Raw genomic sequence first — 18,470 nt, 5'->3', positions numbered from 1 at the left:
GTCAGGCGAGTTTCGCGCGAGCCGCCTCGATCCGGGCCAACGTCCGCTCCCTGCCCAGCGCTTCCAACGACTCGAACAGCGGAAGCCCGACCGTGCGGCCGGTGACCGCGACCCGCACCGGGGCCTGAGCCTTCCCGAGCTTCAACCCCACCTCAGCCGCAGCCGCATCGATCGCGGACCGGATCGCCTCGGCCTGCCAGGCCGCGCCGGTCAACGTCTTCGCGGCGGCTGCCAGCATGTCGTCCGCGCCCGGCTTCATCCCCTTCGACCACGCCGCTTCGTCGGTGACCGGCTCATCCAGGAACAGGAAATCGACGTAAGCGGTGATCTCGCCGAGCACCACGATCCGTGACTGAGCCAGCGGCGCCACCCTCGCGAACACCTCTGGATCGAACGCGTCCTCGGACCAGGGCGAGCGGGGGGCGTACAACCACGGCTCACAGGCGGTGGAAAACGCCGAAACATCAAGAGCGCGAATATATTCGCCGTTGAACGCCTTTAACTTGGCCACGTCGAAAAATGCGCTCGCCTTGGTTACGTCCGAGATGTCGAACTCGGCCTCCAGTTCCGCGTACGGCCGGATCTCCGGGCCGTTGTCTCGCGGCCCCCAGCCAAGCAGCATCAGGTAGTTCACTACGGCGTCGGGAAGGTAGCCCTCCGCGATGTAGTCCTCGAGGGCAACTTTGTCACGACGTTTGGACAGCTTCTGCCGCTTTTCGTTCACGATCACCCGCAAGTGCGCCCACACCGGCGGGGTGTGTCCGAGCGCTTCCCACAACAGCTGCTGCTTCGGAGTGTTCGACAGGTGCTCTTCACCGCGGATTACTTCGGTGATGTGCTCGTCCACGTCGTCGGCGACGTTCGCGAGCAGGAACAACGGGGTGCCGTCACCGCGGGCGATCACGAAATCCTCGATCGCGCGGTTCGGGAACGCTGTCGCTCCGCGGATTCGGTCCGACACCAGGGTTTCCCCGTCATCGGGGGTCTGGAACCGCAGCGCGCGCCCCTCGGCGTACTCCAGGCCACGCTCCCGGCAGTGTCCGTCATAGCCAGCGTCTGGCTTGCCCGTACGTGCGGTGACCAGCTCACGGGTGCAGTCACAGTAGTAGGCGCGACCGGCCGCGAACAGCTGGGCGGCAGCGCCACGATGCGCGTCGGCATTCGCCGACTGGAAATAGGGGCCCTCGAACGCCGGATCGGCCTCCGAAATCCCGATCATCGCCAAAGCGCTGGTGATCCCGGTGACCCACTCCGGCTTGTTCCGAGCCTGATCGGTGTCCTCGATCCGTAGCACGAAGCGACCGCCCGAGCGGCGAGCAACGGCCCAGTTGAACAGCGCGCTACGCGCGCCACCGACATGGAACATCCCAGTGGGAGAGGGAGCGAATCGAACTCTCGTGGTCACCGTACGAACTTACCCGCTGCCACCAGCGCAATAGCGCGGTGGGCCGGTCTCGCTGCTTGGTCAGATCCCACCCTGCTCCGAGCTTCCGGCGGCCAAGGGCGACGGACAGCGATGGGGCGGTGCGAACCAGTCGGGGGTTGGCCTTTCCAGCTGAGCGGCCGGTAGAAGAAGGGATGAGAAAGAAGGCAGAAGCCGGATGGGGGCAGACGAGAAAGTATTGCTGAATTATTCTCTACAGCATCAAGGCGCGGCGAGGCCGCGCTGCCCGGGTTTGCTCCCCTCCTCGCTCCGCTCCCGGCGGGCCCCTGGGTACGCACCACAGGATCAGGGGATCCGAACCAATGCAGGAGCCCGAGCCGATCCGCTGTGACGGTGCGCATTAGCGCCTTGGAGAGGGCCCTAGAACTAATCAACTGGACCTGCCTCTACGCGGCAGTATGGTCGTCATCGAGAGAGCGGTCGCTACGAACCGGCGATGTCGGGGTGGCGATCCAACCGCCGGGGGCGGACTCGTCTCGGCGTCGAGGCCACGGCGTCTTTCGCAGCGCCAGTGGAACCGCACACGACCAACAACGGGGTGCATTCGGGAATCGGCAGCGCCCGAAATTCCTCGTCCTCGACACGACCGACGATCACGTCCAGGCTGTAGCGGATGATTCTGTTGTTCACCTGTACTGCCAACTCCTCGGCGTCTTTGCCACGGAGGACGTCCCGCCCCACTGCACCGCCCCCCTGCCCTGCGGGCCCGAACACCAGCAAGGTCCGGGGACTGATCGGCATCGCGATCTCAAGAGCGGTTCCGACGCCGCGCGGCTGTGTCGGGTAAATATGAATCAATTGCTCGACCTCACGCTCTCTCCGCTTCTTTCTCCGGGACGCGCGCGTGAGTCGTCGCTGAAGTTGTTCCTCGGTCATCGTGCACTGCGGCAGATGCTTCACATGGTCGCCATCGGTGTTCACCACGACCGCCTCGTCACCGATCAGCAGCAGGGGGCGGTCAAGGGTCACCAGACTCAGCGGACGGCCCATCAATTCATGCGTGATCGCCTCAGTCGCCGGTCCGATGCTCTCGATGTGTCCGTTCTGATGGGGCACGAACTCCAAACCGCGCAGTTCGTCCTCGCTCAGCTGGTCTGGCAGCCTACCGCTGGCCATAGTCTTGCCATACCAGTCGGCCATTAGTTCGTACTCACGACGCCGGCGCGGACTACGGGTCATCTGGAACCCTACGAACTCCACCAGGTGGACAAACTCGGCTGGGGTCAAGGATGTTTTCGCGGACAAGGGGCTGGTCAACCGCGCCAGGACCGCCGCTGCGTTGGTTTCGACCCGGCCCAGGATCTCCTCTAGGCTGGAGTCGAGCTGTCCGTCGAGAGCAAGAAAAGTATAGAAATCGGTGATCGCGAGATCGCGAATATTGCGCCGCCCCTCTTTGCGGTCGTGTTTGGACTTCGCCCAAACCAATCCGCTTCGATCGGCCCATTTCTCCAGCACGAAGCGCGGCACGACATGGTGGCGCGACCCGACCTTGCCGAAGCGATCCACCGGGCGTCCCCACCGATCCTCGACCATGCTCATGGACTAGATTGCACCACCTATACCCGACATGAGCCGCCACATTTTCCGCCTACAACGTCCGGTAATCGGCAATTTAGGGTGCCGGTACCGACTTGATGGTAGCGAGTGGTCGAAGATCGAGCTGGGGACGTACGCCCGCGCCGGACCCGTGTCCCGGGTCTACGGTCAGGTGGTGGTGGTTCTACCACCACCACCTGACCGATCAGCCACAGCCGACGCTTTCGCCGCGCCGGATCTTGGGCTGCTACGAGCTGGAAGAGGTGACATCGTCCTTCCCTCCCTGCACGCGAGCATTCGAGGAGCGTGTAACCAACGTCTCACCTCAGTGGAAGCGTAGTACTCGAAGAGGATCGGGCCCCACCACTCGATCATGGCGCGCTTGACCTCGACCGGGCACGGCGCCGCCGCGTGCACCGCCACCGTCAGGCTGGACACGTCGTACTTGTCGCGAACCGCCCGGTCCAGCTTGAGCATGCGCACGAACATGGTCGGCACCCACTGGCTGTGCGTCACCCGGAACCGCTCGATGGCGGCCAGCGCCTGCTCGGCGTCGAACCTCCGCATGATCACCAGCGTCCCGCCGAGCGCGTGCACCACGCCGCCGAAGCGCAGCGGCGCCGCGTGGTAGAGCGGGGCGGGGGAGAGGTAGACGGTGTCGTTGTCGAAGCCGTACAGCGGGCCGAAGATGGCGGTGTAGGTGTCGCCGGGGGCATCGCCGACCCGGCGCTCCGGCAGCGGCTGCCGGATGCCCTTCGGCCTGCCCGTGGTGCCGGAGGAGTACAGCATGTCCGCCCCGCGCGGCTCGTCCTCCCGCGGCGCCGCCGACGCGGCCGCCAGCGCCTTCTCGTACGACTCGAACCCCGGCACCTCCCCGCCGAACGCCAGCCGCAGCTCCGCCCCCGGCGCCTGCGGCAGCACCTCCGTCGCCACCTCGGCGAGCTCCGCCGAGGCGATCAGCGCCCGCGCCCCGCAGTCGTTCACGATGTAGGCGATCTCGGGCGCCGACAGATGCCGGTTCACCGCCGTGATGTAAAGCCCGGATCGCAGTGCGGCCCAGTACACCTCGTACACCTTCGGATCGTTCACGGAGAGCAGGGCGAGGTGATCGCCCTTCCGCAGCCCGGCCTCGTGCAGGTGCCGCGCGAGCCGCGTCGAATTCTCCTCCAGCTGCCGATAACTGAGCGTCTCACCGGTTTCGGCGACCACAACCGCGGCCTTGTCCGGGAAACGGTCGACGTGTGCGCCGGGGTACATGCGGCTCCTCGGGGGCGGGCGGGAGGTGTGCTGTGCTGAGCGGAGAATAGCGGAAAGTGAACCGTGGTTCCGGTGTTTGCGAAAGGAATCGCTACCGGTCCACCAGCCGGGAGGCGCCGGTTCTCCGCCGCCGCGGCCGAGCGCGCTCGGGATCGGTGAGCGCGGTGACGCCGCGCAGCCGCACCGCGACCGCGCGGACGCACCGGGGGGCGCGACCCCGCCGTGGCTTTACCGACGGGTAACATGACAGCGACTTTTTCCCATCGGCCCTCTCGGAAGCGAGGCAGTAGATGACAGAGCGGGTTCAGGTCGGCGGACTCCAGGTGGCCGGCGTTCTCCACGCGTTCATCGAGAACGAGGCCCTGCCGGGTACCGGCGTGGATTCCGCCGCGTTCTGGGCCGGCGCCGAGCGGGTGATCACCGAGTTCGCGCCGCGCAACCGGGCGCTGCTGGCCGAGCGGGACGAGATCCAGGGCAAGCTGGACGCCTGGCACAGCGAGCACCCCGGCGCGAACTACGACAGGGCCGCCTACAAGCAGTTCCTCACCGAGATCGGGTACCTGCGCCCCGAGCCCGCCGATTTCGAGGCGACCACGGCGAACGTGGACGACGAGATCGCCGTCACCGCGGGCCCGCAGCTGGTGGTGCCGGTGAGCAACGCGCGCTTCGCGATCAATGCCGCGAACGCCCGCTGGGGCTCGCTCTACGACGCGCTCTACGGCACCGACGCCATCCCGGAGGACAACGGCGCCGAGAAGGGCACCGGCTACAACCGGGTCCGCGGCGACAAGGTCATCGAGTGGGCGCGGAACTTCCTGGACGACTCGGTCACGCTGATCACCGGCTCGCACATCGGCTCCACCTCCTACCGGATCGTGGACGGCGAGCTGGAGGTCGGGCTGGAGGACGGCACCGAGATCGGCCTGGCCGACGCCTCGCAGCTGGTCGGGTACCTGGGCACCCCGGAGGCGCCCACCTCGGTCTTGCTGAAGCACAACGGCCTGCACATCGAGATCCAGATCGACCCGGAGTCGCCGATCGGCAGCACCGACACCGCGGGCATCAAGGATGTGGTGCTGGAGTCCGCGGTCACCACGATCATGGACTTCGAGGATTCGGTCGCGGCGGTCGACGCCGAGGACAAGACGCTCTGCTACCACAACTGGCTCGGCCTGATGAAGGGCGAACTCGCCGAAGAGGTCAGCAAGGGCGGCAAGACCTTCACCCGCACCATGAACCCGGACCGCGTCTACACCGCGCCGGACGGCTCCGAGCTCACGCTGCACGGCCGCTCGCTGCTCTTCGTGCGCAATGTCGGCCACCTCATGACCTCGGACGCCATCCTCGACCCCGAGGGCAACGAGGTGCCCGAGGGCATCCTGGACGGCCTGATCACCTCGCTCATCGCCAAGCACTCGCTGCGCGACGACGTCGAGCTGAAGAACAGCCGCACCGGCTCGGTCTACATCGTGAAGCCGAAGATGCACGGCCCGGACGAGGTCGCCTTCACCAACGACCTCTTCGGCGCCATCGAGGACGTGCTCGGCCTGGAGCGCAACACCCTCAAGGTCGGCATCATGGACGAGGAGCGCCGCACCACGGTGAACCTCAAGGCCGCCATCCAGGCCGCCGCCGCCCGCGTGGTCTTCATCAACACCGGCTTCCTGGACCGCACCGGCGACGAGATCCACACCTCCATGGAGGCCGGGCCGATGGTCCGCAAGGCCGACATGAAGGCGCAGCAGTGGATCCTGTCCTACGAGGACTGGAACGTGGACACCGGCCTCGCCGTCGGGCTGCGCGGCCGCGCGCAGATCGGCAAGGGCATGTGGGCCATGCCGGACCTCATGCGCGACATGCTGGCGCAGAAGATCGGCCACCCCAGGGCGGGCGCCAACACCGCGTGGGTGCCCTCGCCCACCGCCGCCACCCTGCACGCCACCCACTACCACCTGGTGGATGTGCTCGCCAGGCAGAAAGAGCTGGTCAAGGGCGGCCGCCGCGCCGACGTCGACCAGATCCTGCAGATCCCGCTGGCCGCCGAGCCGACCTGGAGCGACGAGGAGAAGCGCCAGGAGCTGGACAACAACGCGCAGTCCATCCTCGGCTACGTGGTGCGATGGATCGACCACGGCGTCGGCTGCTCCAAGGTGCCCGACATCTCCGACGTCGCGCTCATGGAGGATCGCGCCACCCTGCGGATCTCCAGCCAGCTCATGGCGAACTGGCTGCGGCACGGCGTCGTCACCGAGGACGAGGTGGTGGCCAGCCTGGAGCGGATGGCCCCCGTGGTGGACCGCCAGAACGAGAACGACCCGAGCTACCGCCCGCTCGCCCCCGACTTCGCGGGCAGCGTCGCCTTCCAGGCGGCCAAGGAGCTCATCCTCGAGGGCACCGAGCAGCCCAACGGCTACACCGAGCCGATCCTGCACCGCCGTCGCCGCGAGGCCAAGGCGCTGGCCGCCAAGAACGGCAGCTAGAATCACGCGGACGCCCCCGGCCGGAATCCGGCCGGGGGCGTCCGCGTTGTGCGGGGCATGCAGGTTCTGATCGTGTACGCCCACCCCGAACCCGATTCGCTCACCGGCGCGCTGAAAGACGTCGCGGTGCGACAGCTCCGCGCCGACGGCCACGAGGTGGTGGTGAGCGACCTCTACGCCGCGGGCTGGAAGGCGAGCGCCGACGCCGCCGATTTCGGCGAGGTCGCCGAGCGGAACTTCATGCTCGCCTCCGGCGAGGCGTACGCCGCGGGCACGCTGGCCGCCGATATCCGCGCGGAGCAGGAGAAGCTGCTGTGGGCCGACGCCGTGCTGCTGCACTTCCCGCTCTGGTGGTTCTCCCTGCCCGCCATTCTCAAGGGCTGGGTGGACCGGGTCTTCACCTGCGGCTTCGCCTACGGCGCAGGCGGCACCGCGATTCCGCGGTACGGCGACGGCATCCTGGCCGGGAAGCGCGGCATGCTGGTCGTCGCAGTGGGTGGGCGCGAGCCCTCCTACTCCGAGCGCGGTATCAACGGCCCGATCGACGAGCTGCTCTTCCCCATTCAGCACGGCATTCTCTATTACCCGGGCATGGACGTGCTGCCGCCCTTCGTCGCGCACGGCGCCATCCGGGTGGACGACGCGCGCTTCGCCGAGCTGGCCGGGCAGTTGCGCCGCCGCCTCGCCGAGCTGGAATCGGCCGAGCCCATTCGCTACCGCCGTCAGGCGGGCGGCGACTACGACCGCGGGCTGCGACTGGAGCCGGGGCGCGAGGTTCCCGGTACCGGGGGTTTCGGGCTGCACGTGCGCGGTCGTTAGGGTGGACGGCGCACCAACCGAACGATCTGGAGGAATCTATGGGAAGCGTTGTTCTCGACATCTTCGCGCTGCTGGCCAACCGGGCCGCGGAGTTCTGGAACTGGACCGTCACCGGCTCCGCGGGGTTCCCCCCGCTCTGATGCCCGGCCGAGGCGCCGCCTCGCGAGCGAGCCCCCGGTTCCGGCCGCCACCCCCGCTGCGGCGGTGGCCGGAGCCGGGGGTTTCGGCTCTCCGAGACCGGCCATACCCCTTAGGGTGACGGACATGAATTCGGTTGCGACCCAGCGGCGTCGCCGCCCCGCCTGGTTCCGGGTCTGGACATTCCTGCTGCTCTTCGCCGTGATCGTGGTGGGCGCGCTGCTCTTCTGGCAGCTCGGCGCCGAGGGGACGCTGCCGGTGAAGACCGCGCTCGTCGTCGCGCTCGGCGCGCTCGGATTCTTCGGGCTGATCACCTGGCTGGTCAGCATCGTCCGCTACCGCTCGCCGCTCGGTGCGCTGGGATCGCTGCTGGTCATCGCCGTGCTCGGGATCGCGGTGTGGCAGAACGTGCCGGAGCGCGCCGGCTGGCGGGCCTCGGTGAACACGCTCGAGGGCCGCGCCACCTCCTGCGAGGCTCCCGGGCCGGATCGCACCCGGCTCGGCGTCTACACCTTCCGCTTCGTCGGCCCCAAGCACGGCGGCTGCTTCTTCTACCTGGACGCCGAATCACAGGAGTCCTACGGCTTCGCCTGGTTCCCGGACGGGCAGCCGAGCACCGGCACCGAGGTGGCCGGCGCGCCCGCCATCGAGTACAGCTCGTGGTACAACGGATGGTACAAATTTACCGAGGTCGGCTGAGGCTTCTCACGAGCCCAGTTCAGCACCAGGAAGCGTTGTCCGAACAGGAGACCGTAGAGCTGGTTGCCGTGCCACTCCGGCGGGGAGAGGCACCAGTCGGTGGAGACCGCACACTCTGGTCGTCGAGGAGTGCGGCTATCAGCGCGCCGAACTGCCCGAGGTCTCCCGCGGCACGTCCGACACCTTCGATGACGACGACCTCCTCGAGGGCTGGAGGTGACCATCGACATGCGGCGGCTGGGCACCGAATTCGCCGCACTCGATGCGGAGGATGCACCGGGAATCTCAGAGGACCTCGAGGATCTCAGGAGCGCTGCGTCGAGGTCTTCGCCGAGTGCGCGGTGCTGTCGGCCTGCACCGGTGAACAGCACACCGAGCTGACCGCGCTACGGCGCGACGCTTCGCGAGAAACTGGACAACGCGCCTTACATAGCGGCGGGGTGCCGACCCCGCACGTCGTCGAGATGGTGCACGATCAGGCACCGAACATCCGCATCTATGTCCGCGAGAGCAAAGAAGCACGCCCCGCCGGGCCCGACGAGATACCGTGACCCGCCGCGATGGAGGAAGACGATGACGCCGGATTCAGCCCGCGAAGACGTGAACTCGCCCGATTGGGCGGTCCGCCGCGATGCGGCGCGGACGCTCGGCGCGCTGCTCCCCGCCGAGGATGCGCTGGCCGCCCTGACGGCGCTGCTCGGCGACGGCGACACCGCTGTGCAGCAGGAGGCAGCGGAGTCGCTGGCCCGATTCGGCGGGCGGGCCGGTCTCGCGGCCGTGCTCGAGGAGCTCGGGCGGCGGGCCGAGGACGGGGATGCGGATTACCTGGCCTACCGGCTCCGGGAGCTCCAGATCTTCGAGCAGCAGCCGATTCTGCAGACGGCCCGGGAAATGCTGGTCGCTCTCACTGCGGACGGGCGGTCCGGGCTCGAGCAGCTGGAGCAGCTCTTCGGTGCAGAGTTTCCGGCCTGACCTCGAGCAGACGCTCGCAGTGCTCGAGCAGGGCTTGGCGGAGGGGGAGGGCTCGGCGGGCGAGGTCGGCCTGGGCGCGGACGTAGTCGGCCCGGCCGGAGGGCGTTTCGATGGGGACCGGGGTGTAGCCGTAGGCGGACAGGTCGTAGGGGCTGGCGCGCATGTCGAGTTCGCGAGCGGCGCAGGCCAGTTCGAAGGCATCGAGGACCAGGGGGGAGGGGAGGAGGGGGGTGAGTTTGAAGGCCCACTTGTAGAGGTCCATGCCCGCGTGCAGGCAGCCGGGTTGTTCGCGGGCTACCTGGTCGGCGCGGGTGAGGGGGAGTTCGTTGCGGGGGACGGCGTCGGGGGTGAAGAAGCGGTAGGCGTCGTAGTGGGTGCAGCGGAGATCGAGGGTTTCGACGACCCGGTCGGTGCCGGTGCGTCCCAGACGGAGGGGGGCGGCGTGGCGGAGGTCGTCGGTGCGGTAGACCATGGCCCATTCGTGCAGGCCGAAGCAGGAGAGGCGCGGTTGCCTGGCGGCGGTGGCGCGGAGCAGGTCGGCGACGAAGCGGACGGTGTCGAGGCGGCGGGCCAGGAAGGCGGGGTCGGCGGTGTGGGTGCCGGGCGCGGGTTGGTGGTAGCCGCGGACTGCGGCGTAGTCGGGGGAATCGGCCAGTGATACCCCGAAGCCGGGGTGCCAGCGGCGGAGCCGGCCGGGTTTGTGGCCGTAGTAGGTGAAGAGGAAGTCGAGCACCGGGTGCTTCTCCCCGGCGGCGCGGCGGCGCAGGTAGGGGCCGACCAGGGCCTCGATCCGGTCGCGGTGCGCGGCGGCGAGTTCGAGCCACGCGGCGCGGGGAAGCGGCGGCGTACCGAGATCTTCGTCGCCGGCGCCTCGGCGGGCCTGCTGCTCCGCGCCGAGGGGATCGCGCATCGCGGCCGCGACGCGCTGACCGGCCTCGCGCGCCGCCGCCGAAGAGCGAGCGGAACTCATTCCGCCACGCGGTGCGTCGTATCCCGCACCGTCCCGACGAACTCCTCCACCAGATCCTCCAGCGCCACGATCCCGACCGTGGTCCCCCTGCTGTCCACCACCCGCCCGAGGTGGCTGTTGGTCCGCCGCAACCGCGCCAGCGCCTCGAACAGCGTGGTCCCGGCGCTCACCGTGGGCAGTGGGCGGATATCGGTGCGCGGAATCGCCGTCTCCGGCCCCGCCCGCTGGTCCACCACCTTGTCCAGCACGTCCTTGATGTGCAGGTACCCCATCAGTGAACCCTCGCGGGCGCGCACCGGGTAGCGCGAGAACCCGGTCTCGGCGACCGCGGACTCGATATCGCCGAGCGTGGTGCCGTCGCCGCGCAGCGGAACGGTGCGGGTGTCGGCGAGCGGCACCATGACCTCGCGGACGATCCGCTCGGAGTTGCCGAGCGCCTGGGTGAGGCGGCGGTGCTCGTCCTCGTCGAGCAGCCCCTCGGAGCGGGACTCGCCGATCATCTCGGCGAGCTCCTCGCTGGAGACGGTGCCCTCCAGCTCGTCCTTGGGCTCCACCCGCAGCAGCCGCAGCGAGAGGTTGGCGCACAGGTTGTAGAAGGCGATGAGCGGCTTGGCGATCCGCAGCCACACCAGGTGTGCGGGGACCAGCAGCAGCGCGACCCGCTCCGGCCCGGCCAGCGCGATGTTCTTCGGGATCATCTCGCCGAACAGGATGTGCAGCACCACCACGATGGCGAGCGCGAGCGCGAACGCGACCGGGTGCAGCAGCCCCTCGGGCAGCCCGGCCAGCTCGAACGGCCGCTCCAGCAGGTGCGCCACCGCGGGCTCGCCGACCCGGCCGAGCAGGATGGAGCAGATGGTGATGCCGAGCTGGGCGGCGGCGAGCATGATGGAGAGGTTCGCGGCGGCCCGGATCACGGTGTCCGCGTTGCGCTTTCCCTGCGCGGCGAGCGCCTCCAGCCGGTCCCGGCGGGCCGAGATGAGCGCGAACTCCGCACCGACGAAGAAGGCGTTGCCTGCCAGCAGCACCACGGTGAGCGCGACGCCGAAGAGATCACCCATGGTCGCGCTCCCCGGTCACCAGTTCGTCCGCAGGCACCGGCAGCAGCCGGATCCGGTCGATGCGCCTGCCGTCCATCCGCTCCACCCTGGCGATCCAGCCGCCGTCGTGACCGTCCGAGCCGAAGCCGTGCGGCGGGGGCGGCAGCACCACCCGGTCGCCCGCGGCCGGAATCCGGCCCAGCACCGCGAGGACCAGGCCGCCGATGGTCTCGTACTCGCCGTCGGGGGCCTGGTAGCCGGTGGCGTGGAAGATCTCGTCGATCCGGAGCAGCCCGGAGCAGTCCCAGCCGTCGTCGACCTTGCGGATCTCGCGCTCCTCCTCGTCGTGCTCGTCTCGGACGTCGCCGAGGATCTCCTCGATCAGGTCCTCCATGGTGACGATGCCCGCGGTGCCGCCGTACTCGTCCTCGACCAGCGCCACCTGCATGCCGTGCGCGCGCACCCGGTCCAGCACCTCGTCGCCGTCCAGGCTGTCCGGCACCACCGGCACCGGGCGGGCCAGCAGCCGCAGCTGCACCGTGTGCCTGGTCGCGGCGGGGTGGCTGAACGCCTGCTTGACGTGCACCACGCCGATGGTGTTGTCCAGGTCGCCGTCGACGATGGGGAAGCGCGAGTAGCCGGTGCGGGCGGCGGCGGTGAGCAGGTCGGCGATGGTGTCGTCGCGGTCAAGCGACTCCACCTTGACCCGCGGCGTCATCAGATCCTCGGCGCTACGGCTGCCGAAACGCAGTGAGCGCTCGATGATCTGGGCGGTGCGCTGGTCCAGCGCGCCGCGCAGCGCGGAGGTGCGCACCAGCGAGCCGAGCTCCTCGGGGGAGCGGGCCGAGCGCAGCTCCTCGGCGGGTTCGATGCCGAAGCGCCGCACCACCAGGTTGGCGGTGTTGTTCAAGAAGTGGATCATCCAGGAGAAGACCACCGAGAACGCGATCATCGGCCCCGCGGTGGCGCGGGCGGCGGCGAGCGGCACCGCGATGGCGATGTTCTTCGGCACCAGCTCGCCGTAGATCATGGAGAGCGAGGTGGCCAGGACGAGGGCGAGCGCGAGCGCGATGCCTGCCGCGGCGGCCTCGGAGGCGCCGACCGCGGTGAAGAGCGGGTGCAGCAGCCGGGCCAGCACAGGCTCGGCGATGTAGCCGGTGATCAGCGTGGTGATGGTGATGCCGAGCTGGGCGCCGGAGAGCTGGAAGGACAGCGTGCGGTGCGCGTTGCGCACCATCCGGGAGCGGCGGTCGCCGGTGCGCGCGTGCGCCTCGACGGTGCTGCGCTCCAGCGCGGTGAGCGAGAACTCGGCGGCGACGAAGAGCGCGGTGCCCGCGGTCAGCGCGACGAAGCCGAGCAGGCTGAGCACGGTGAGCAGAATGCCGGGCACGGTCACCACCGCCCGGGGGCGGGGGCGAACGGGAAGCCGGGGATATCACCCGGCTCGGTAGAGGAGCCCTCCTGAGTGGCGCCCTCGGACGCGGGTGACAAGCGGATCCTTTCGGGAGCGGGTGGCGCGTTCTTCGGCGAACCGGCGCTCCGGCCGCGTCGCCGGAAACGGCCGGGGTTGGCATCGGCGCCGGACAGAGCGTGGCCGACGCGGGCCATGTTACCGGGCGCGCGACCTCGCGTCCGGCGCCGCCCCCGGCCGTGTCACCAGCCGCTCGGCAGCGGGCGGCCCTCCGCGAAACCGGCCGCCGACTGCACGCCGAGCACCGCGCGCTCGTGCAACTCGGCGAGCGAGCGGGCGCCCGCGTAGGTACAGGCGCTGCGCACGCCGGAGCAGATGTGGTCGATCAGGTCCTCGACGCCGGGGCGCTCGGGGTCGAGCCGCATCCGGGAGCTGGAGATGCCCTCCTCGAAGAGCCCCTTGCGGGCCCGGTCGAAGGCGCTGTCCGCGGCGGTGCGGGCGGCGACGGCGCGCTTGGAGGCCATGCCGAAGCTCTCCTTGTAGGCATTGCCGTCGCGGTCGACCCGCAGGTCGCCGGGGGATTCGTAGGTGCCGGCGAACCAGGAGCCGATCATCACGTTGGCGGCGCCCGCGGCCAGCGCCAGCGCGACGTCGCGCGGGTGCCGCACGCCGCCGTCGGCCCACACGTGCACGCCCGCCTCCCGTGCGGCGGCGGCGCACTCGGCCACCGCGGAGAACTGCGGGCGGCCGACGCCGGTCATCATCCGGGTGGTGCACATGGCGCCGGGGCCGACCCCGACCTTGACGATGTCGGCGCCGGCCGCGGCCAGATCCCTGGTCCCCTCGGCGGAGACCACATTGCCCGCCACCAGCGGCACCCCGAGGCCGAGATCGGCGACGGCGCGCAGGGTCTCCAGCATCTTGGCCTGGTGACCGTGCGCGGTGTCGATGACCAGCAGGTCGGCGCCGGCGTCGACCAGCGCTTTTGCCTTGGCCGCGACGTCGCCGTTGATGCCGACGGCGGCGGCTACCCGGAGCGCGCCGCGGGCGTCCACCGCGGGCTGGTAGATCCCGGCCCTGACCGCGCCGGTGCGGGTCAGGATGCCCGCGAGCGTGCCGTCCGGCGCGGTGAGCACGGCGAGCTCGGCGTGCGCGGCCTCCAGCGCGTCGAAGACGGCGCGCGGCGAGGTCTCGACCGGGGCCTGCACGAAATCGGTGGCGGCGACCTCGCGCAGCCGGGCGAAGCGGTCGACGTCGGCGCAGGCCGCCTCGGTGACGACGCCGACCGGGCGGCCGCCGTCCACCACCACGACGGCGCCGTGCGCGCGCTTGTGGATGAGCGCGATCGCCTCGGAGACCGAGTGGTCGGGGTCGAGGCTGACCGGGGTGTCGGCGGTGAGCGAGCGGCTCTTGACGAAGGCGATGGTGTCGGCGGCCGCGGTGAGCGGCAGATCCTGCGGCAGCACCACGATGCCGCCGCGGCGCGCGACCGTCTCGGCCATCCGGCGCCCGGCCACCGCGGTCATGTTCGCCACGACGAGCGGGATGGTGGTGCCCGAGCCGTCGGCCGTCGCGAGGTCGACGTCGAACCGGGACGCCACGTCGGTGTGGTTCGGGACCAGGAAGACGTCGTCGTAGGTCAGGTCGTAGGGCGGCTTCTGCCCGGGGAGGAACTGCACTCGTCCGATGCTACCGAGTTCAGGCCGGGTCCGGGACGGCCTGCGCCTGCGAGCGGGAGAGAATGAGCGTGGTCACCAGCATGACGACGACCGCGATCGCGCACACCCCGAGCGCGACGGGCCCCGCGCGCAGCCGCTCGCCGAGCACGGTGAGGCTGAAAACCACCGCGACCAGCGGTTCGGCAATGGTGAGGGCGGGCAGCGACGCCGCGAGCGGTCCCGCCTGGAAGGCGCGCTGCTGCAGGTAGACGCCGACCAGCCCGGCGGCGATCAGGGCGTAGAGCTGCCAGCTCGTGAGCAGGTGCGGGATGCCGTGGCGCAGCCCGGCCATGGTCGAATCGGTGAGTGCGACGGCGAAGCCGTAGAGCGAGCCCGCGGCGGTGCCGAGCAGCAGCGCGCGGGCCGCGGGGGTGGTGTCGGCGGCCAGCGCGGAGAGCACGGCGAGCGCGATGAGCGCCAGCAGGACGATGCTGGGGAGCACCCAGTGCCTGGTCGGGGCGATGTCGTCGGCGTCGGTCGGCTTGCCGATGATCAGGAAGCCGGCCAGTGCGATGGTGAGCGCGGCGGCCGCGACCATCGATCCGGTGTCGATCCGGCGGCGGTCAAGCCGGGCGGCCAGGGGGAGCGCGAAGATCAGGGCGCTCACCAGGATCGGCTGCACCAGGAGCACGGCGCCGAGGGTGAGCGCGACGACCTGGAGGGCGTAGCCGCCCGCGTCGCCGAAGGTGGCGGCCAGCCAGCGCGGGTTGCGCAGCAGGCTGGAGACCAGCGGCCGGCCCGCCGGGACGGCGGCGGCCGTGCGCTGCTGCGTCACCGCCGCCACCGCGAACAGCAGGGCGGCGAGGAGGGCGCAGGCGACGGCGGCCGCCGGATGTCCGGTCATCCGCTCAGTTTGCCCGGTGATTGCGGTCGGTCGCGCGGGTGTGCGGAGAACCGCCGCGGTGCCCGGACCTTTCCGGCGTGTCGGAAGGGTCCGGGCGTGTCGCTCAGCGGGCGTGCGGCGCGCACGCGCGTGCCACGCGGACGCCGAACGCTGGCGCCGGACGCCGGGCGCCGGGCGCCGAACGCGGGCGCCGGACGCTGGACGCGGGAGCCGAACGCGGGCGCCGGGCACCGGACGCGGGCGCCGGGCACCGGACGCGGGAGCCGGACGCCGGACGCGGGTCCCGCGCGCTGGACGCGGGTCCCGCGCGCTGGACGCGTGCCCCTGGCTGTGCGCCTACGGTGCGCCGACGCTCCGGCTGGCGCGGCGGCGGCCGCGGGGGGCGCCGTGGTCCGCCGCGCGCGGAGTCGAGCGGGCGTCGCCGCCGCGCGAGCCACCGGCGTGCGTGCGGGCGCCCGCGGACCGGCTGCCGCCGGAACGGGCGCCGGACTCGGCCTGCGCGGCGGGGCGCCTGCCCTGCCTGGCACCGCCCGTGCTCGGCCCGGCGGCCTGCTCGCCACCGGCGGCCCGCTCGCGGCGGGGTGCGCCGGAACGCTGGCCGCCCGCGGCCGCACCCTGCCGGGCGCCGCCACTGCCGGCACCGCGATTGCGCCGCCGCGGCGCCTTCGCGGGCTCGGCCGAGACCTGCTGCTGCGCGGGCGCTCCCGGCGTCGGCAGCGGAATGCCGCTCGGGGTGCGGGCATCGGTGATCCGGACCAGCGTCGCGTCGCCCGGCCGCACCGGAACCGGCTTCAGGTCGAGCCCGGCCTTGCGGGTCATGGCGAGCGTGTCGGAGCGCTCCTCCTCCATGGCGATCGTGACGACGACGCCCACCTCACCGGCGCGCGCGGTGCGCCCGGCGCGGTGCAGGTACGCCTTGTGCTCGATGGGCGGGTCGGCGTGCACGACGAGCGAGATGCCGTCCACGTGGATGCCGCGGGCCGCCAGATCGGTGGTGACCAGCACCGGGACCGACCCGTCGGCGAAGGCGGCCAGCGTGCGGACCCGGTTGTTCTGTGCCTTGCCACCGTGCAGCGCACCGGCGGCCACGCCGGAGGCGCGCAGCTGCTTGGCCAGCCGGTCGGCGCCGTGCTTGGTGCGCACGAAGAGGATGGTGAGCCCCTCGCGGGCGGCGATCTCGGCGAGCACCTGCCGCTTGTCCGCCTTGCTGGTGACCAGCAGGTGGTGCGACATGGTGGAGACGGCGGCCTCGGCGGGCGCGGTGGAGTGCGTGACCGGGTCGGTCAGGTAGCGCTGCACCAGCTTGTCCACGCCGCGGTCGAGCGTGGCGGAGAAGAGCAGCCGCTGCCCGTCCTTCGGGGTCTTGTCCAGCAGCTTGGTGACCTGCGGCAGGAAGCCGAGGTCGGCCATGTGGTCGGCCTCGTCCAGGGTGGTCACGGCGACGTCGGCGAGGCTGGCAGCGCCCTGGTTGATCAGGTCGGCGAGCCGGCCGGGGGTGGCGACCAGCAGGTCGACGCCGCGGGCGAGCCGGGCGGACTGCCGCCCGATCGGCGCGCCGCCGACCACGGAGGCGACCCGCAGCCCGAGGGCGCGCGCGGGCTCCTCCAGCGAACGCTCGATCTGCGCGGCCAGCTCCCGGGTGGGGGCGAGGACGAGGCCGCGCGGGCGGCCGGGCTTGGCGGGAGATCCGCTGAGCCGCACCAGCATCGGCAGCCCGAAGGCGAGGGTTTTGCCGGAGCCGGTCGGCCCGCGGCCGAGCACGTCCCGGCCGGCCAGCACATCCGGGATGGCGGCGGCCTGGATCGGGAACGGGGAGTCGAAACCCGCGCGCCGCAACGCCTGCACGAGCACGGCGGGGAGGCCGAGCTCGGCGAAGGTGGGCACGGCAGGGGAAACGGAGGTCACGAAGAACCTTTCACGAAAGAGCACGCGGCGGTGTCGTCGCGTGATGCGGGGGGTGCTGCTGCGCACCCCGTCGGGCCGGCGCGAGATATCGCGGAATGGTCCGCCCGCAGGGAATGCCGCCGCTCGGCGGCCCTGGCCCGGCTCGCTCGCGCATCCGGGCCGATCGCGGAAGTGCATCGCGGCCGGACCCGGCGACAGGCCGGAACCCCCAGGATAGGCGATCATGGTCGGAAAGCCGAACCGAGTGGTACGAGTCTCGTTCAGCTCCGGAAGAGCCGGCTCAGCTCCACCAGCCACGGCACCGCTACGGCCAGCGTGGGGACGACCAGGATCGCGGCCGAGCCGAGGTAGGCGGCGAGCGCGATCCGCGGATCGCCGCCCGGCCCAGCGAGCCGCTGGATCCGGATCAGCGTGGTGGGGCCGCCCGCGGCGAGCGCGCCCTGCGGCGCGGTGGATTTGGCGCAGGCCACCAGGGCCCTGGCCAGCGGGGTCGGGCCGGTGACCTTGACCGCGGAGTCGTCGGCGAGCAGCTCGATGAGCAGCTTCACCGAGCCGAGCGCGGCCTTGCTGCGCACCACTCGGGGGAACGCCTCGTGCACGGCGGTGAACGCCTCCAGCACCAGGTCGTGCCTGGCCCGCAGGTGCGAGCGCTCGTGGCTGACGATGGCGGTGATCTCCGGGTCGTCCAGGTTGGTGAGCGTGCCCTCGCTGAGCACCACTCGCTGCCGCAGCCCGGGCAGGCAGTAGGCGATGGGCTCGGTGGCGGCGAGTACCCGGATGTCGGCGGCCCTGCGGGTGTCGCCGCTCTGGTCGAGCAGGTCGACCAGCATGCGGTGCCTGGACCGTCTGCGCCGGGTGTGCACCCCCACCCGGACGATCGCGTAGATGAGCCGCGCCCCGACCAGCAGGGTGAGCGCGAAGACGGTGACGTAGGCGACCCACAGCGGGAACCCGAGCGCGTCGATCTCCCGGGTGGGGGAGGTGGTCGGCCTGCCGTCGGGCCCAGGAACGAGCAGCTCGCTCGCGATGGCGAGCCCGGAGCCGAAGGCGCTGAGCACCGCGGCGAGCGCGATCGCCTGCCAGAGCACGAGGGCGGCGCGCGGCGCGCGGTAGGGCCAGTGCGCCCGGCTGAGCAGGGCGGGGGCCGGTCCGGCGAGAAGCAAGGCGAGACCGGCGAAGACCGGCGCGGTTGCGTTCATCGACTCAGCTCACTGCGTTGTGGGACCAGGACGCTCAC

The 18,470-nt window shown here is 70.9% G+C and carries 13 protein-coding genes and 1 pseudogene; 4 read left to right on the top strand and 10 right to left on the bottom strand.

Annotation, left to right across the window (positions count from 1 at the left end; all coding sequences use genetic code 11):
• Position 1 precedes the first annotated feature (1 nt).
• The 3 genes and pseudogenes from gltX to NH2_RS25490 form a co-directional block, all read right to left on the bottom strand.
• On the bottom strand, positions 2-1,405 hold the full coding sequence (gltX, locus tag NH2_RS25500) for a glutamate--tRNA ligase (RefSeq protein WP_281202063.1): 1,404 nt from the start codon (positions 1,403-1,405) through the stop codon (positions 2-4).
• A 462-nt stretch (positions 1,406-1,867) separates the two neighbouring features.
• Positions 1,868-2,983: a DUF4238 domain-containing protein gene (locus NH2_RS25495; RefSeq protein WP_084505879.1), complete on the bottom strand. Its 1,116-nt coding sequence runs from the start codon at positions 2,981-2,983 to the stop codon at positions 1,868-1,870.
• 297 nt (positions 2,984-3,280) lie between these two features.
• Positions 3,281-4,237: pseudogene (locus tag NH2_RS25490) on the bottom strand (AMP-binding protein); the annotation flags it as partial.
• Positions 4,238-4,527: 290 nt separating this feature from the next.
• On the opposite strand from NH2_RS25490, the gene NH2_RS25485 reads away from it, so the two are divergent.
• The 4 genes from NH2_RS25485 to NH2_RS25470 all read left to right on the top strand — a co-directional run bounded on the left by NH2_RS25485 (position 4,528) and on the right by NH2_RS25470 (position 9,345).
• Positions 4,528-6,717 (top strand): malate synthase G, encoded by a 2,190-nt coding sequence (locus NH2_RS25485; RefSeq protein WP_067659587.1) that lies wholly within the window; start codon positions 4,528-4,530, stop codon positions 6,715-6,717.
• 57 nt (positions 6,718-6,774) lie between these two features.
• Positions 6,775-7,536: an NAD(P)H-dependent oxidoreductase gene (locus NH2_RS25480; RefSeq protein ID WP_067659584.1), complete on the top strand. Its 762-nt coding sequence runs from the start codon at positions 6,775-6,777 to the stop codon at positions 7,534-7,536.
• A 264-nt stretch (positions 7,537-7,800) separates the two neighbouring features.
• A complete protein-coding gene (locus NH2_RS25475) occupies positions 7,801-8,373 on the top strand; it encodes a hypothetical protein (protein ID WP_067659582.1) in 573 nt (190 codons plus the stop codon).
• A 573-nt stretch (positions 8,374-8,946) separates the two neighbouring features.
• Positions 8,947-9,345, top strand: a complete 399-nt coding sequence (locus NH2_RS25470) for a HEAT repeat domain-containing protein (protein ID WP_169811535.1) — start codon at positions 8,947-8,949, stop codon at positions 9,343-9,345.
• Here NH2_RS25470 and NH2_RS25465 read toward each other — a convergent pair.
• From NH2_RS25465 to NH2_RS25435, 7 genes are all read right to left on the bottom strand, one after another.
• Complete coding sequence (locus NH2_RS25465) at positions 9,278-10,315, bottom strand: 3-methyladenine DNA glycosylase (RefSeq protein WP_245650758.1); 1,038 nt, start codon at positions 10,313-10,315, stop codon at positions 9,278-9,280. The two genes, NH2_RS25470 and NH2_RS25465, sit on opposite strands and share 68 nt — an antisense overlap.
• Positions 10,312-11,376 (bottom strand): hemolysin family protein, encoded by a 1,065-nt coding sequence (locus tag NH2_RS25460; protein ID WP_067659577.1) that lies wholly within the window; start codon positions 11,374-11,376, stop codon positions 10,312-10,314. The genes NH2_RS25465 and NH2_RS25460 overlap by 4 nt, the downstream gene beginning before the upstream one ends.
• Positions 11,369-12,754 (bottom strand): hemolysin family protein, encoded by a 1,386-nt coding sequence (locus NH2_RS25455; RefSeq protein ID WP_084505876.1) that lies wholly within the window; start codon positions 12,752-12,754, stop codon positions 11,369-11,371. The genes NH2_RS25460 and NH2_RS25455 overlap by 8 nt, the downstream gene beginning before the upstream one ends.
• A 254-nt stretch (positions 12,755-13,008) precedes the next feature.
• Positions 13,009-14,445: a GuaB1 family IMP dehydrogenase-related protein gene (locus tag NH2_RS25450; protein WP_067659574.1), complete on the bottom strand. Its 1,437-nt coding sequence runs from the start codon at positions 14,443-14,445 to the stop codon at positions 13,009-13,011.
• 19 nt (positions 14,446-14,464) lie between these two features.
• Complete coding sequence (locus NH2_RS25445) at positions 14,465-15,328, bottom strand: DMT family transporter (protein ID WP_067659571.1); 864 nt, start codon at positions 15,326-15,328, stop codon at positions 14,465-14,467.
• A 336-nt stretch (positions 15,329-15,664) separates the two neighbouring features.
• Entirely contained in the window at positions 15,665-17,233 is a 1,569-nt protein-coding gene (locus NH2_RS25440) for a DEAD/DEAH box helicase (RefSeq protein WP_067659568.1), read from the bottom strand.
• 260 nt (positions 17,234-17,493) lie between these two features.
• Positions 17,494-18,432: a M56 family metallopeptidase gene (locus tag NH2_RS25435; RefSeq protein WP_067659565.1), complete on the bottom strand. Its 939-nt coding sequence runs from the start codon at positions 18,430-18,432 to the stop codon at positions 17,494-17,496.
• Positions 18,433-18,470 lie beyond the last annotated feature (38 nt).

It is taken from the genome of Nocardia harenae NBRC 108248 (genome assembly GCF_001612885.1).
Lineage (GTDB): Bacteria > Actinomycetota > Actinomycetes > Mycobacteriales > Mycobacteriaceae > Nocardia > Nocardia harenae.
This window is presented reverse-complemented; position numbering and strand designations above follow the sequence as displayed.